The sequence below is a fragment of the Streptomyces sp. NBC_01233 genome, from assembly GCF_035989305.1.
Taxonomy (GTDB): domain Bacteria; phylum Actinomycetota; class Actinomycetes; order Streptomycetales; family Streptomycetaceae; genus Streptomyces.
In genome coordinates, this window is sequence record NZ_CP108514.1 from 7,131,476 (window position 1) to 7,146,035 (window position 14,560).

Genomic DNA, 14,560 nt, shown 5'->3' on the forward strand with positions numbered 1-14,560 from the left:
CGGCATGGGATTCCATGTCGACTCCGAGACCGGGCGGCTTCGCCGCGTCATCCTCCACCGGCCCGACCTGGAGCTGAAGCGGCTCACACCGAGCAACAAGGACGCGCTCCTCTTCGACGACGTGCTGTGGGTGCGCCGGGCCCGCCAGGAGCACGACGGCTTCGCGGACGTGCTGCGGGACAGGGGCGTGGAGGTCCACCTCTTCGGGGACCTGCTGTGCGAGGCCCTCGAGATCCCGGAGGCGAGACACCTCGTACTGGACCGGGTGTTCGACGAGAAGGAGTACGGGCCGCTCGCCACTGATCACCTGCGGTCGGTCTTCGACGGGCTGTCCTCGGCCGAGCTGGCGGAGGCGCTGGTCGGCGGGATGACCAAGCGGGAGTTCCTGGAGCGGCACGCCGAGCCGGTGTCCGTGCGCTTCCACGCCCTGGACACCGACGGCTTCCTGCTGGGTCCGCTGCCGAACCACCTCTTCACCCGCGACACCTCCGCCTGGATCTACGACGGGGTGTCCATCAACGCGATGCGCTGGCCGGCCCGGCAGCGCGAGACCGTCCACTTCGAGGCGATCTACAAGCACCACCCGCTCTTCACCACCTCCGGCGCCTTCCACTACTGGTCGCAGGGACAGGCGGACTACCCCTCGACCATCGAGGGCGGGGACGTGCTGGTCATCGGCAACGGCGCGGTGCTGATCGGGATGAGCGAGCGCACCACGCCGCAGGCGGTGGAGATGCTGGCGCGGGGCCTGTTCGCCGCCGGCTCGGCCACCACCATCGTGGCGCTGGACATGCCGAAGAGCCGGGCCTTCATGCACCTGGACACGGTGATGACGATGGTCGATGCAGATACGTTCACTCAGTACGCGGGGCTCGGCATGCTCCGCTCCTACACGATCGAGCCGGGCGCCGGGCCGCAGGAGCTGAAGGTGACCGACCACCCGGCGGAGCACATGCACCGGGCCATCGCGGCGGCGCTCGGTCTGGACTCGATCCGGGTGCTGACCGCGACGCAGGACGTGCACTCGGCGGAACGCGAGCAGTGGGACGACGGGTGCAACGTGCTGGCCGTGGAGCCGGGGGTGGTGGTCGCGTACGAGCGGAACGTGACGACCAACACACACCTGCGCAAGCAGGGCATCGAGGTGATCGAGATCCCGGGCAGCGAGCTGGGCCGGGGCCGGGGCGGCCCGCGCTGCATGAGCTGTCCGGTCGAGCGGGACGCGGTCTGAGGCCACCCCCGGGCGGCCGCCGGTCCAGTGGAGGGGGCAGGGGAGGGCGGGAAGAGGGTACTGTATATCAATACGGAGGATCGTATAGACTTCCAGCATCCCCTGTCACCGTGACGCTGGAGCGACCCCATGGCCACCGACCTCGCAGGCCGCAGTTTTCTCAAGGAGCTCGACTTCACGGCCGCCGAGTTCCGCGGCCTGGTCGAGCTCGCCGCCGAACTGAAGGCGGCCAAGAAGGCCGGGGTCGAGCAGCGCCTGCTCCAGGGCAGGAACATCGCGCTGATCTTCGAGAAGACCTCGACGCGGACCCGCTGCGCCTTCGAGGTCGCCGCCGCGGACCAGGGCGCCCACACCACCTACCTCGACCCCGCGGGCTCCCAGATGGGCCACAAGGAGTCCATCCGCGACACCGCGCGGGTGCTCGGCCGGATGTTCGACGGGATCGAGTACCGCGGCGACAGCCAGGAGGCCGTCGAGGAGCTCGCCGTCCACTCCGGCGTGCCCGTCTTCAACGGTCTCACCGACGACTGGCACCCCACCCAGATGCTGGCCGACGTCCTCACCATGACCGAGCACACCGCCAAGCCGCTGGACCGGATCGCCTTCGCCTACCTCGGCGACGCCCGCTTCAACATGGGCAACTCGTACCTGGTGACCGGTGCGCTGCTGGGCATGGACGTACGGATCGTGGCGCCCAGGGCCTACTGGCCGGCCGAGTCCGTGGTGGCCGCGGCGCGGGAGCTCGCGGAGGGGAGCGGCGCCCGGATCACCCTGACCGAGGAGGTCGCCGAGGGGGTCGCGCAGGCGGACTTCGTGGTCACCGACATCTGGGTGTCCATGGGTGAGCCCAAGGAGGTCTGGGACGAGCGGATCGCGGCCCTGTCCCCGTACGCCGTGACCATGGACGTGCTGCGGGCCACCGGGAACCCGGACGTGAAGTTCATGCACTGCCTGCCGGCCTTCCACGACCTGGGTACCAAGGTGGCCCGGGAGATCCACGAGCGGCACGGGCTGGAATCCCTGGAGGTGACCGACGAGGTGTTCGAGTCGGCGCACTCCGTCGTCTTCGACGAGGCCGAGAACCGGCTGCACACCATCAAGGCCGTCCTCGTGGCCACGCTCGGCCGGCCCGGCCGGAGTGACGCATAGTCATACGCCGCGTGGCACTGGCTCGCTGATCCGCCGTTCCACTGTTTCCACCTGCTGGGCCCCGGCCTCGGCAAGCTTGACTGCACCTGCGGCAGGGCTGGGAACCGTCGCCCGCCCGCAGGAGCCGCTCCGCCTGCGCCAGGAACCGCTCACCCAGCCGTGGTTCGGCAGCCGTCGCGCGGATCGGACGGTGACGAAGTCCTGAGCGGGGGACTGCCGTTCAGGCGGTCGCCGGCCGTGCGCCCGGTCATGTGTCCGGTCATGTGCCCGGTCATGTGCATCCCGCGCTGCAGCGCATCCGGCGTCTTGCCGCCGGCGGCGACCCGCGCCCGCAGGAACGCCGCGAGCTCCGCCGCCCCGCAGTCTCCGCCCCGACGGGCGCCCCCGGTTCCCGCCGGCCTTCTTCCGCCCCGTCATGTCACTTCCCTCCCGCGTGCCCCGGGGCCGCCTGCCTCTCCCATGGATGCCTCGGGCGACTTTGCCGCCGATTTCCGCATGGGCAGGACCACCCGCAAGGCGGTCCCCCCCCGAGTCGGCACGTGCGTGGAGGCAACTGGTGACCGAGATTCCTGCCCAGCGAGGCGGACCTCCGCCACGCGAGATTCTTCGCGAGGCATACAGGGCCGCAGAGTCGAGGGCACTCGTCAGCTCTCGCGTCCGCGCCCTCTCGGACGACAGCAAGGTCCAGGTCATGAACGAGGCCCCGTCCGCGCACGTGGAGCCCTCCACCGGCCCGGTGGAGGGCTCCACGCGGAGCCGGGGTGCCCACGGGCACCACGAAGGCCGCCGCGAACACCGACGCGATGTCGCGCTTCTCTGACGGCAGTCACGATCTGGTGATACCGTCGATCGTGTGAGCCCCTTCACCGGTTCCACAGCAGCGACCGAACGGTGGCACCACCTCCGGGTCACCCGGCAGGACGGCGTAGCCACCGTCACCTTCGACCGCCCCGAGAAGCTGAACGCGCTCACCTTCGGCGCCTACGCCGACCTGCGCGATCTGCTCGCCGAACTGTCCCGCGAGCGTTCCGTGCGGGCCCTCGTCCTGGGCGGCGAGGGCCGCGGCTTCTGCTCCGGCGGGGACGTGGACGAGATCATCGGCGCCACCCTCGCCATGGACACCGCCCAGCTCCTCGACTTCAACCGGATGACCGGCCAGGTGGTGCGCGCCATCCGCGAATGCCCCTTTCCGGTGATCGCCGCCATGCACGGGGTGGCCGCCGGGGCCGGCGCCGTCCTCGCCCTCGCCGCCGACTTCCGCATCGCCGACCCCACCGCCCGCTTCGCCTTCCTCTTCACCCGCGTCGGCCTCTCCGGCGGCGACATGGGCGCCGCCTACCTGCTGCCCCGGGTCGTCGGCCTCGGCCACGCCACCCGGCTGCTGATGCTCGGAGAGCCCGTACGCGCCCCCGAAGCCGAGCGGATCGGCCTGCTCAGCGAGCTCACCGAGGAGGGCAAGGCCCACGTACGGGCCGCCGAACTCGCCGCGCACCTGGCCTCGGGGCCCGCCCTCGCCTACGCGCAGACCAAGGCGCTGCTCACCGCCGAACTCGACATGCCGCTGGCCGCGTCGGTGGAGCTGGACGCCGCCACCCAGGCCCTGCTGATGAACGGCCAGGACTACGCGGAGTTCCACGCGGCCTTCACCGGGAAGCGGCCGCCCGCCTGGAAGGGCAGGTAGCCGCGTGTCTCCGGGCGCCATGCGGGTCGCCGTCGTCGGCGGGGGACCGGGCGGGCTGTACGCCGCCGCGCTGCTGGCCCGCCAGGGCCATGCCGTGGAGGTCTGGGAGCGGGGCGCCCCGGACGACACCTTCGGCTTCGGCGTGGTCCTCTCGGACGAGACCCTCGGCGGCATCGAGCGGGCCGACACCGTCGTCTACGCGGCCCTGAGCGCCGAGTTCGTGCGCTGGGACGACGTGGACATCGTGCACCGCGGCCGGATGCTGACCTCCGGCGGCCACGGCTTCGCCGCCATCGGACGGCGCCGGCTGCTGCAGATCCTGCACGAGCGCTGCGCCGGGCTCGGCGTCCGGCTCCGCTTCCGCACCGCGGCCCCGGACGCGCGGGACCTCGCCGCCGCGTACGACCTGGTGGTCGCGGCGGACGGGGTGCACAGCGCGATCCGGGAGGCCGGGGCCGCGCACTACGGGCCGACGCTGACGCCCGGGCGCTGCCGCTACATCTGGCTCGCCGCCGACTTCGCCTTCGAGGCCTTCCGCTTCGAGATCGCCGAGACCGAGCACGGGGTCATGCAACTGCACGCGTACCCCTACTCGGCGGACGCCTCCACGGTGATCGTCGAGATGCGGGAGGAGGTCTGGCGGGCGGCCGGCCTCGACCTGTGCGACGAGGACGAGTCCGCGGCGCGCTGCGCCAAGATCTTCAGCGAGGCCCTGCGCGGACGGCCGCTGCGCGGCAACCGCTCGGCCTGGACGCGGTTCGACACCCTCGTGAACGAGCGTTGGTCACACGGCAACGTGGCCCTGCTCGGCGACGCGGCGCACACCGCCCACTTCTCCATCGGGTCCGGCACCAAGCTGGCCGTCGAGGACGCGCTCGCGCTCGCCGAAGCGGTGGCCGGCGCGGAGGGCGACGTACCGGCCGCCCTCGCCGCGTACGAGGCGGCGCGCCGCCCGGCGGTCGCCAGCACCCAGCGGGCCGCGGCCGCGAGCCGGGCCTGGTTCGAGGAGATCGCCGGATACGTCGACCAGCCCGCCCGGCAGTTCGCCTTCAACCTCCTCACCCGCAGCCGCCGGGTCACGCACGACAACCTGCGGCTGCGCGACGAGCGGTTCGCGCGCGCGGTGGAACGGGACTTCGGCTGCCCGGACGAGCACACCCCGCCGATGTTCACCCCCCTCACCCTGCGCGGCCTGACCCTGCGCAACCGGGTCGTCGTCTCCCCGATGGACATGTACTCGGCCGTGGACGGAGTCCCGGGGGACTTCCACCTCGTGCACCTGGGCGCCCGGGCCCTCGGCGGGGCCGCCCTGGTGATGACGGAGATGGTCTGCATCTGCGCCGAGGGGCGGATCACCCCCGGCTGCGCCGGCCTCTACACCCAGGAGCAGGCGGCGGCCTGGCGGCGGATCGCCGATTTCGTCCACACCTCCGCACCCGGGACCGCGCTCGGCGTCCAGCTCGGGCACGCGGGCCGCAAGGGCTCGACGCGGGTGATGTGGGAGGGCATGGACGACCCCCTCCCGGAGGGCAACTGGCCGCTGGTGGCCGCCTCGGAGCTGCCCTACAGGCCGGGCGTCTCGGCGCTCCCGCGCGCCCTCGGACAGGCGGACCTGGTGGCGCTGCGCTCCGAGTTCGCGGCCGCCGCCGTACGCGCCGCCGACTGCGGCTTCGACCTGCTGGAACTGCACTGCGCCCACGGCTACCTGCTCTCAGGCTTCCTGTCCCCCCTGACCAACCACCGCACGGACGGCTACGGGGGCTCCCTGGAGAACCGGCTGCGCTTCCCGCTGGAGGTCTTCGACGCGGTCCGCGCGGTCTGGCCGGAGGACCGCCCGATGACCGTCCGCCTCTCGGCCACCGAGTGGGCGCCCGGCGGCACCACGCCCGAGGAGGCGGTGCGGATCGCCGCCGCCTTCGCCGCGCACGGCGCCGACGCCATCGACGTCTCGACCGGCCAGGTGGTCGCGGACGAGGCCCCCGAGTACGGACGCTCGTACCAGACCCCGTACGCCGACCGGATCCGCAACGCCCTCGGCGTCCCCGTCATCGCGGTCGGCGCCATCTCCTCCTGGGACGACGTGAACTCCCTGCTGCTGGCCGGCCGCGCCGACCTCTGCGCGCTCGGCCGCCCGCACCTCTACGACCCCCACTGGACCCTGCACGCGGCCGCCGACCAGTCCTACGAAGGCCCGGGCGCCCCCTGGCCGGCCCCGTACCGCGCGGGCAGCCGCAAACCGCCGACGGGGCGCGGCTGAACGCGAACAGGCAGTCCGATCATGGTCGTTGACCCCGGACTACACCGTTGGATAATCTGCCCGCTCAGTATCACTGCAGCACACGGGGGTGGGGCGCGGTGCGAATCCTGTCTTTCAAGCCTGGGCACGACGGAACGACGGCGCTGATCGAGGACGGGCGCCTCGTGTTCTCTCACGAGGCCGAGAAGGGTTCCTTCCCGCGCTACGGTGAGTTATCCCCGTCGGCCGTGCTGGATGCCATGGCGCGGATGGACGGCCCGCCCGACGTCGTGTGCCTGAGTGGGTGGGTCAAGGGCTTCCACTCGAGCGAACCCCCCTTAGGCGCCGGTTACTTCGGATTCGACGACTCCACGACCTTGGTCGGCGAGAGCCGCATGCTGGGACATCGAGTCCGCACCTTCAGTTCCACCCATGAACGCTCGCACCTGCTCAGCGCCTACGGCATGTCCGATGTCGAACACGGCACGCCCTGCTACGCGCTGGTCTGGGAAGGCAACATCGGCTCCTTCTACGAGTTCACACCCGATCTGCGTGTCCGGCGCCTGCGCGCGGTGCTGGAGGATCCGGGCAACAAGTACCAGCACATCTTCGCCCTGGCGGACCCCTCGTCGCCGTCACAGCACGGCGGATTCCGCTTCTCCAACGCCGGCAAGATGATGGCACTGACCGGCTTTGCCCGAAGTACTCCCGTGTCCCGAGCCGAGGGCGAGCTCATCGAGTACATCCTCGACCAGCCGTCCATCCTGCTCACTGCACCCAAGGAGAAACTGGCCTGGTCCCCCTTCCACGACATCGGAGTGGAAAGCCAGGAGTTCAAGGATCTCGCGGCGAAGCACTCGAAAGCGATCTTCGAGCGCTTCCTCGCTGTGGCGGAGCGCGAACTCACCGGCGGTTTACCCCTGTTGATAGCAGGCGGCTGCGGTCTGAACTGCGACTGGAACCGTCAGTGGCGCGATTGCGGCCTCTTCCCGGAGGTCTTCGTGCCGCCTTGCCCCAATGACTCTGGGTCGGCCATCGGTACTGCGATCGATGCCCAGCTTCGATTCACCGGACAGTCAAAGATCACTTGGAACGTGTACAGCGGCCCGGAATTCCTGCACGACCGCACAGGAGAACAGATCCGGGACACGTTCGACGAGCATGCCCTGGACCTGTCGCAAGTGGCTCAACTGCTCGCGTCAGGGCGGGTGCTCGCATGGGTGCAGGGCAACTGCGAGATAGGCCCCCGGGCACTCGGCAACCGCTCGCTGTTGGCTGCTCCCTTCGAACGGCAGATGCGTGACCGGCTCAACCACATCAAGCTCCGGGAGGCGTACCGCCCCATCGCTCCGATCTGCCGGGAAGAGGACATCAGCGAGCACTTCGAGTGGGACGGGCCCAGCCCGTACATGCTGTACTTCCAGAACGTCCGCGATCAGCGTCTGCAAGCTGTCACACATGTGGACGGCACGGCTCGAGCGCAGACCGTCAACGAGGGGCAGAACCCGCGGCTGCACGGGCTGCTGGGCGCCTTCAAGCAGGTGACGGGCGTGGGCGTGCTGTGCAACACCTCTCTGAACCTCCCTGGGCGAGGGTTCATCAACTCGACCAGCGACCTCATCGCACACGTCCTAGACCGGGGAATCGACGGTTTCGTCCTGGAGGACCACCTCTACCTGACGCGACGTGATCCTCTCGCTCTGACGGACAACGAGGAGGGTCCGGCATGACGAAAACCCCCGCCGTTGTGACCCTCGCCGGACCCGGCGAAGGACTTCTCGCGCCGCTGCTCGACGGTACGGCCCTTGCCGTGAGAGTGCCCGGTTTCGTCGCGCCCACGGCAGCGGACCACATGGCCGGGCAGCTCGCCGCCCACCCGAGCCTCTCCGTCTACCGCAATACACCGGAACTCGTGCGTGTAGGCCTGAGCCACTACGAGACCCACGATGCCGACGGCACCACCAACGGCGGGGCACTGCTGGACTACCTGAGCGCAGCAGAGCAGGCGATGGAGGAGATCCGGGTCTGCTGCGCCCCCTACGAGCCACCCCTCGACCGGCTGTGGAAGGCGCTCGACGATGGCTACGGACTCGAACGGGCACAGATCGAGGGCACCCCGATGTTCGCCGGGGTGTGCCGGGTCTTCCCGGAAGGAAGTGAACTGCTCCCGCACAACGACAGCCTGCTCCGGGACGCGCCTGGGCTGCCACTGGGCCGAGAGCTCGACGGCCAGCTGGCAGCGAACATCTACCTCCGCGTCCCTGATCGCGGCGGCGAACTGCAGTTGTGGGACCTGCGGCCGGATGAGGCGCAGCTGGCCGACTGGCGTGCGCCGGAGAGTTCCTACGGTGCGGACCGCCAGCTCGTGCCACCACCTGTATGTGAGTTGCCGGTCGGCACCGGAGACCTGGTGATCGTGGATGCGACCCGCCTCCACGCGGTGTCCCGTCAGGAGCGCGGCACTCGTATCGGACTGTCCTGTTTCCTCGGAGTCCGTCGCGGGCGCCCTCTCGTCTACTGGAGTTGATCATCCTGACGACACGACCCGTTCCCCCGCCACAGGAGTCGGAGCCCCTTCCGCGGCATCTCGGGAGCCGCCTGCGCCGGCTGCGGCTGGGCAGTCGGCTCTCACAATTGGAGCTGGCCACCAGGATGGGATTCCCCGGCCAGATCGTCACGGAAGTCGAAAGGGGAGAACAGGCGCCCACCGAGAGGTACTTGGAACGTCTGGCTCACGCCCTCGAGCTCCCCCCACAGCAGATCTACGAGCTGTGGGAGCAGTACCGGCGGATCCCCACAGGGGCCGGGGGCAGCGGGTCGGCCAACACATCCCCGGACAGGGCGGATTGTCCGTATCGAGGCCTCTATGCCTTCCGGGAGCAGGACGCGGCCGTGTACCACGGCCGCGCCACCGTCGTGTCGCGGCTGACCCGTGCGATCGGTCAGTCCGCTCTGGCCGGTGTGGTAGGTGCCTCGGGAAGCGGGAAGTCCTCACTCGTCCAGGCAGGTCTGATCCCCGTCCTCCGCCGCCAGGAGGAACACTGGGCGGTCGCCACCTTCCGTCCTGGATCCAACCCCTACGAGGCGCTCGCTGGTGGGCTGGTCGAATTGCTCCATCCGGATTCCTCGATGGACCACAACGTCGCTGCGGCGGCGGCGATGTCCCAGAGGATGCGATCGGACGGCATCAGCCAGACGCTGGAGCAGATCGCCCACCGGCTGGACCGACCCCTGCTGCTGTTCGCCGACCAGTTTGAGGAACTGTTCACGCATTGCCGCAGCGAGGAGGCGGTCCGGGAATTTCTCGACCATCTGGCCGATCTCGCCCTGCGACACCCGGGAGCCACCTCCACCGTCAAGTTGGTGCTTACACTGCGCGGTGACTTCTACGGTCAGGCGGTCGCACACCGGCGCTTCTCCGACGTCCTGCAGGACCACGTCGTCAACCTCCCGCCGATGATCCGCTCCGAACTGCGCAGCGCCATTGTGGAGCCGGCCCGGGCGCGACAGCTCGTCCTGGACGACGGGCTGGTCGAGCGGATCCTCGACGATGTGGGGAGTAACCCGGGGAATCTCCCCCTGCTGGAGTTCGCGCTCACCCTGTTGTGGGAGCGCCAGTCCAACGGAAGGCTGACGCACGCCGCCTACGAGATGGCCGGCGAGGTCGCGGGCGCCGTGGCCACCCGAGCAGAGGAGGTCTACGGGGGACTGTCCCCCCAGCAACAGGACACCGCTCGGCAAATCCTCACCCGACTGGTACGAGTGGCCCCGATCGGCGGCGAGGGCGAGGACACTCGACGCCGTACCTCGGTGTCTGAGCTGGCCGACCTCGCCAGGGTCGACGATGTCATGACCGCCCTGACCGCCGCACGACTCCTGGTCTCCGACGCCGACGAACAGGGCCGGCCCACGATCGAGGTCGCCCACGAGGCGGTCATCCGCAATTGGGACAGGTTGAGGACGTGGCTGGACGGTGACCGCCATTTCCTCCTGTGGCAGCAGCGCACGCGTCGGCGCTTCGAAGACTGGCAGGCGGAACAGGAAGATCCGGCCAATGCCCTGCACGGCAGGCTGCTGGTCGAGGCCGAAGGATGGTTGCAGTCACGAGGAGTGGAATCCGTGGCCACGGACCTCCAGGAGTTCGTCCGGGCCAGTGCCGATCTGCGCACCGGCGAGGAGCGCCGGAGGGTCCTCACGGAACTGGAGCGGCTCCTCACCGTGGGGGCGGACGAGCTGCCGGCCTTCATCGCGAGACTGTCGGAGCATCGTGGTGTGGTCGAGGAGCGGATCGGCCAAGTCCTGCGGGGAGAAGCCACCCTGCATTCGGGGTCGCGGGTTGCCCTGAGCGACGGCGAAGCCTTCAGGCTGAGGCTCTTCCTCGCTGTGAGTGATGAGGCGCAGGCCGGTTGGATCGTGCGAAACCTGCACTGCGCCGGACCTCGGGAGCTGGCCGTCGCACGGCTGTTGTTGGCACCGTTCGCGGAGGATCCCGCCCGTCATCTTTGGCGCGCCGTCGGCGGTGAGGCGGGAGGGATGGACGGCCGCCTGCGAGCGGCTGTACTGCTCGGCGACGTGGACGTCAGAGATCCCAGGATGCTTCGCGCGGCCGACGCATTGGTGGCGGAACTGCTGGCGCAGGACCAGCTTCAACTGCAGGCGTGGTTGGACGCACTGGGCAACGCGGCGGAATGCCTTTTGGAACCTCTTGTGGCCACGGCCGTCGATGACGGTGTGCGCGAGACGCTGCGGGAGACCGCCGTCTCCTTGCTGCACCAAGTGGCGGGATCCAGGGGCGAGCTGCTGGCGGAGGTCGCCGTCGGCGGGCCGGAACACGCGTACCCGGAGATCGTGCGTTGGCTGGCGGAGGCTCCCGACCCGGCGGTGCGGGTGGACGCCATGGTCGCCCTGCGCGCCGTGCTCATCACGACTCTGTCCCCGGGCCTGGACGAGACGCAGCGCGTTCGCCTCGGGTGCAGGCGGGCCGCAGCCGCCTGTACCCTGCTCCGATTCTCCGATTCGGACGGGATCCTGGGCCAGCTGGCAACCTCGCCCGACCCGGAGTTCGCGACCCAATTCGCCCACCAGGTGCGGCGACGGGGTGTGTCCGGCCCGCTGCTGGCGGGCATGCTCGCCGAGGCGCCGACCTCAGAGGCGCGGTACCACCTGCTGATGGCACTGGGAAGTCACGGACCCGACGCGTTCGCGGCCTCGGGGGAATTCGGCAGGTTGCGCGACCACGTGCTCCGCCTGCACGTCCACGACGGCGATCCGGGCGTGCACAGCGCGACACGCTGGCTTGACCGGCGCTGGTCGGGCAGCCTGGACACGGCTGGGGCCACGGGTGAGGCGGCGTACGATCCGAGCGGCCGCCGCGGCTGGTTCAGCGGTACGCCGCACGGTACCCGCCTGACCTTCAGCGTGTTCCGGCCCGGAGTCCTGCTCAGCGGGTCCCCGGAGTCGGAGCGGGAGCGCAGTACGTATGAGTCCCCGCAGAGACTCACCGGCATCAGCCGGTCGTTCGCCTTGTGCACGGCCCAGGTCACGCGGGGAGAGTTCGAGGAGTTCATGGCGGACACGGGCCGTGTCGGTCTGCCGGACATCAGCGAATGGAGCGACAAGTCCGTCGAACCGGTGGTCGCGCCCACCTGGTACGAGGCGGCGGACTTCTGTGAATGGCTGACCTCCAAGGTGGGCCTACACGACCGGGGGCCCGGCTACGGCAGGGACCTTGACGACCATCCTGTGCTGGAACCCACCTGGAGCGGTTTCCGGTTGCCCACTGAGGCGGAGTGGGAGTACGCCTGTCGCGCCGGAACCGTGACCGCCTACAGCTTCGGCAGCGACCGGGGTCTCCTTGACGAGTACGGCTGGTCGGCGGACAACTCCGGACTCAAGACACATGAGGCGGGGATCCTCCGGCCGAACCCAGCGGGCTTGTTCGATATTCATGGCCAGTGCTGGGAGTGGTGCTCCGACTGGTACGGGTTGTACGGAGCCGCCCCTGTCGTGGACCCGGGGGGACCATCACTTGGAGACCGGCGGGTTCTGCGTGGTGGCTGCTGGAACTTGGGTGCGCGATACGCCCGTTCCGCCTGCCGCAACGCGCACATCCCTTCGAACAGGAACTACTACATCACCTTCAGGATCGCCCTCACCGTCCCGGAGCCCGAGTCGGTCGGGTGCTCCGGCCCGAACCCTTTGTCCTGGAGCGGTTGATGGCTGGACGTGGGCGTGGCCCTCTTTCCCCGATTGCGATCGGTGGCCTCGTCATGGCAGCCGGTCTGGTCGGCATGGTCGTCGGACACGTGTCGGGCAAAGGCCTTCGATGGGAGGATCTGATCAGGGACGTGGGTACGTCCGTGGGTGCGGAACTCGTGGCTGTCGCCGTGACCGTTCTCATGATCGACCGCCTGGCGGACCGGCGTGAAATGCTCAGACTCCGCCAGCAGCTGGTTCGTGAGGCGAGCAGTGCGGATCACGGCCTCGCACTGCGTGCAGTACTGGAGCTCGATGTTCGCGGCTTCTTGGCGGAGGGGGCCCTCGTTGAGGCCCGGCTCGGTGCGGCGAACCTGCACGACATCGTGCTGGAGGGGCAGGATCTGCACGGGGCCGACCTGGCCGGGGCGAATCTGCACCGGGCCAACCTCTCCCGGTCGAACTTGAGCGGCTGCAATCTGAACGGATGTGACCTTTCCGAGGCGGTGATCGAGATGGCGGATCTCGCCGGGGCGCGCCTTCAGGACACTAGGATCGACCATGCGGACATGGCCCATGTGGTGCTTCGAGAGGCCGACTTGGCAGGGGCGAACCTTGCTCACTCCGACCTTACGGAAGCGGACCTTCGTGGAGCGCTGCTGCGTGGCGCCGACCTGACCGGCTGCGTCCTGGACGGCGTACGTATGAACAGTTCAACGGCATGGGACGAGACGACTCGGTGGCCGGGGGGCTTCTCCCCGCAGGCTGCCCTCGGCATTGGCAACTGAGGACTCAGGAGGAGCACGTGCAGTTCATGCTGATTGGCCGTGATGGGACCGATGAAGGCGCGTTGAGTCGCCGTTTGGCGGTACGTGACGCGCATATCGCCTTGGGCGACAAGCTCGTGGCCGAGGGAAGGATGCTTTTCGGCACGGCTCTCCTCGGGGAGGACGGGAACATGATCGGTTCCATGCTCGTTCTCGACTACCCGTCGAGGGCCGAGCTAGACCAGTGGCTCGCTGTGGAGCCGTACGCAACCTCGGGAGTATGGGAAGAGATCACGATCAGCCCGGTGCGGGTCGGTCCTTCCTTCGTGGGACTTCACAAGTAGTGGCGGATTGCCCCGGCCTCCGGCCGGGGCAATCCGTTCCGGGGCCACTGCTCTCAGGGGAGTTCAGCCGTGATGAGGTAGCGTCCGCGCGTTCCTGGAACACCTGGTGCGACCACCGCGTCACCCCAGCGCCCGTAGTCGGCGTCGGGATCGCCGTACGCTGCGATGCGAACCGTCCAGCCGAATTCGGAGAACAGCGAATGAGGTTCGTCGCTCCCGGATTTCCAGGGGTGGCCCTGTTCCTCCATCCGCGTGCGCCAAGAGGCCATGGCAGAGCTGTCGAGGACGCTCTGGCCCACGTAATCTGCCAGCAGTCGGCTCCCGGACGCAGAGATCTCCGATAGTTGCTGCAGCAGCAGATCGCGCTCCAACGGGTCCAGGAAGTACAGCAGCCCCTCGATCAGCCACGTGGTGGACCGGGCCGGGTCGAAGCGCGCCTCCAGCAACGGAGTGCTCCAGTCCGCCACCAGATCCACGCCCAGTGGGATCCTCTCGCACCGGCTGCGGGCACCGGCACGCTCAAGGATTTCGTCCTTCAGCGTCAGCAGGGCAGGCCGGTCGAGTTCAAAGATCGTCACTCCGGTCGACCAGGGCAGCCGGAAGGCCCGGGTGTCCATGCCCACGGCGAGGAAGACGAACTGGCGCATCCCGTCACGGTCCTGCGCCACCAACTGGTCGTCGAGGTAGCGAGTCCGAACGGCGAGCGCGGGATCCTCCACCCCTGGTTGGACAGCACCTTCGAACCGCTGCATGATTTCGGGACCTTCTGTGCCGGCGAGAAAGCCCGCGAGAGGATCGCAGAAGAGGCGGTCCTCCCGCTCATGTTCACGCGCTCGCATCGACGCGGTCCACAGAGCGGTCTTTGCCAGCGGATCCAGCCGATCCGTCGACTCGGATGCTGCCACGGCCCCACGCTCCCTTCGGAACACCCCGGTCGGGGTGCACGCTATCCGCTGT

At 69.2% G+C, this 14,560-nt stretch carries 11 protein-coding genes; 10 read left to right on the forward strand and 1 reads right to left on the reverse strand.

Annotated elements, in window-relative coordinates:
• The first annotated feature begins 4 nt into the window (after window positions 1-4).
• The 10 genes from OG332_RS33485 to OG332_RS33530 all read left to right on the forward strand — a co-directional run bounded on the left by OG332_RS33485 (window position 5) and on the right by OG332_RS33530 (window position 13,603).
• Window positions 5-1,231: an arginine deiminase gene (locus OG332_RS33485; RefSeq protein WP_327416942.1), complete on the forward strand. Its 1,227-nt coding sequence runs from the start codon at window positions 5-7 to the stop codon at window positions 1,229-1,231.
• Window positions 1,232-1,360: 129 nt separating this feature from the next.
• Window positions 1,361-2,380, forward strand: a complete 1,020-nt coding sequence (argF, locus tag OG332_RS33490; RefSeq protein ID WP_327416943.1) for an ornithine carbamoyltransferase — start codon at window positions 1,361-1,363, stop codon at window positions 2,378-2,380.
• A gap of 556 nt (window positions 2,381-2,936) precedes the next feature.
• On the forward strand, window positions 2,937-3,200 hold the full coding sequence (locus OG332_RS33495) for a hypothetical protein (protein WP_327416944.1): 264 nt from the start codon (window positions 2,937-2,939) through the stop codon (window positions 3,198-3,200).
• Between the two features lie 33 nt (window positions 3,201-3,233).
• Window positions 3,234-4,061 carry an enoyl-CoA hydratase family protein gene (locus OG332_RS33500; RefSeq protein WP_327416945.1) on the forward strand — a complete coding sequence of 276 codons (828 nt, stop codon included), beginning with the start codon at window positions 3,234-3,236 and terminating at the stop codon, window positions 4,059-4,061.
• Window positions 4,062-4,080: 19 nt separating this feature from the next.
• A complete protein-coding gene (locus OG332_RS33505; RefSeq protein WP_327419464.1) occupies window positions 4,081-6,318 on the forward strand; it encodes a bifunctional salicylyl-CoA 5-hydroxylase/oxidoreductase in 2,238 nt (745 codons plus the stop codon).
• Between the two features lie 98 nt (window positions 6,319-6,416).
• Window positions 6,417-8,027: a carbamoyltransferase C-terminal domain-containing protein gene (locus OG332_RS33510; RefSeq protein ID WP_327416946.1), complete on the forward strand. Its 1,611-nt coding sequence runs from the start codon at window positions 6,417-6,419 to the stop codon at window positions 8,025-8,027.
• Window positions 8,024-8,824 carry a hypothetical protein gene (locus OG332_RS33515; protein WP_327416947.1) on the forward strand — a complete coding sequence of 267 codons (801 nt, stop codon included), beginning with the start codon at window positions 8,024-8,026 and terminating at the stop codon, window positions 8,822-8,824. Before OG332_RS33510 ends, OG332_RS33515 begins: the two co-directional genes overlap by 4 nt.
• Window positions 8,821-12,513, forward strand: coding sequence for an nSTAND1 domain-containing NTPase (locus OG332_RS33520; RefSeq protein ID WP_327416948.1), 3,693 nt, complete (start codon window positions 8,821-8,823; stop codon window positions 12,511-12,513). The genes OG332_RS33515 and OG332_RS33520 overlap by 4 nt, the downstream gene beginning before the upstream one ends.
• A gap of 53 nt (window positions 12,514-12,566) precedes the next feature.
• Window positions 12,567-13,280 (forward strand): pentapeptide repeat-containing protein, encoded by a 714-nt coding sequence (locus OG332_RS33525; RefSeq protein WP_327416949.1) that lies wholly within the window; start codon window positions 12,567-12,569, stop codon window positions 13,278-13,280.
• A 26-nt stretch (window positions 13,281-13,306) separates the two neighbouring features.
• Window positions 13,307-13,603 carry a YciI family protein gene (locus OG332_RS33530; protein ID WP_327419465.1) on the forward strand — a complete coding sequence of 99 codons (297 nt, stop codon included), beginning with the start codon at window positions 13,307-13,309 and terminating at the stop codon, window positions 13,601-13,603.
• A 53-nt stretch (window positions 13,604-13,656) separates the two neighbouring features.
• On the opposite strand, the gene OG332_RS33535 is transcribed toward OG332_RS33530, so the two are convergent.
• On the reverse strand, window positions 13,657-14,508 hold the full coding sequence (locus OG332_RS33535) for an SAM-dependent methyltransferase (RefSeq protein ID WP_327416950.1): 852 nt from the start codon (window positions 14,506-14,508) through the stop codon (window positions 13,657-13,659).
• Window positions 14,509-14,560 lie beyond the last annotated feature (52 nt).

Coding starts and splice junctions, on each gene's coding strand:
- OG332_RS33485 (WP_327416942.1), top strand. CDS start 5: ATGGGATTCCATGTCGACTCCGAGACCGGGCGGCTTCGCCGCGTCATC.
- argF (WP_327416943.1), top strand. CDS start 1,361: ATGGCCACCGACCTCGCAGGCCGCAGTTTTCTCAAGGAGCTCGACTTC.
- OG332_RS33505 (WP_327419464.1), top strand. CDS start 4,081: ATGCGGGTCGCCGTCGTCGGCGGGGGACCGGGCGGGCTGTACGCCGCC.
- OG332_RS33515 (WP_327416947.1), top strand. CDS start 8,024: ATGACGAAAACCCCCGCCGTTGTGACCCTCGCCGGACCCGGCGAAGGA.
- OG332_RS33525 (WP_327416949.1), top strand. CDS start 12,567: ATGGCAGCCGGTCTGGTCGGCATGGTCGTCGGACACGTGTCGGGCAAA.
- OG332_RS33530 (WP_327419465.1), top strand. CDS start 13,307: ATGCTGATTGGCCGTGATGGGACCGATGAAGGCGCGTTGAGTCGCCGT.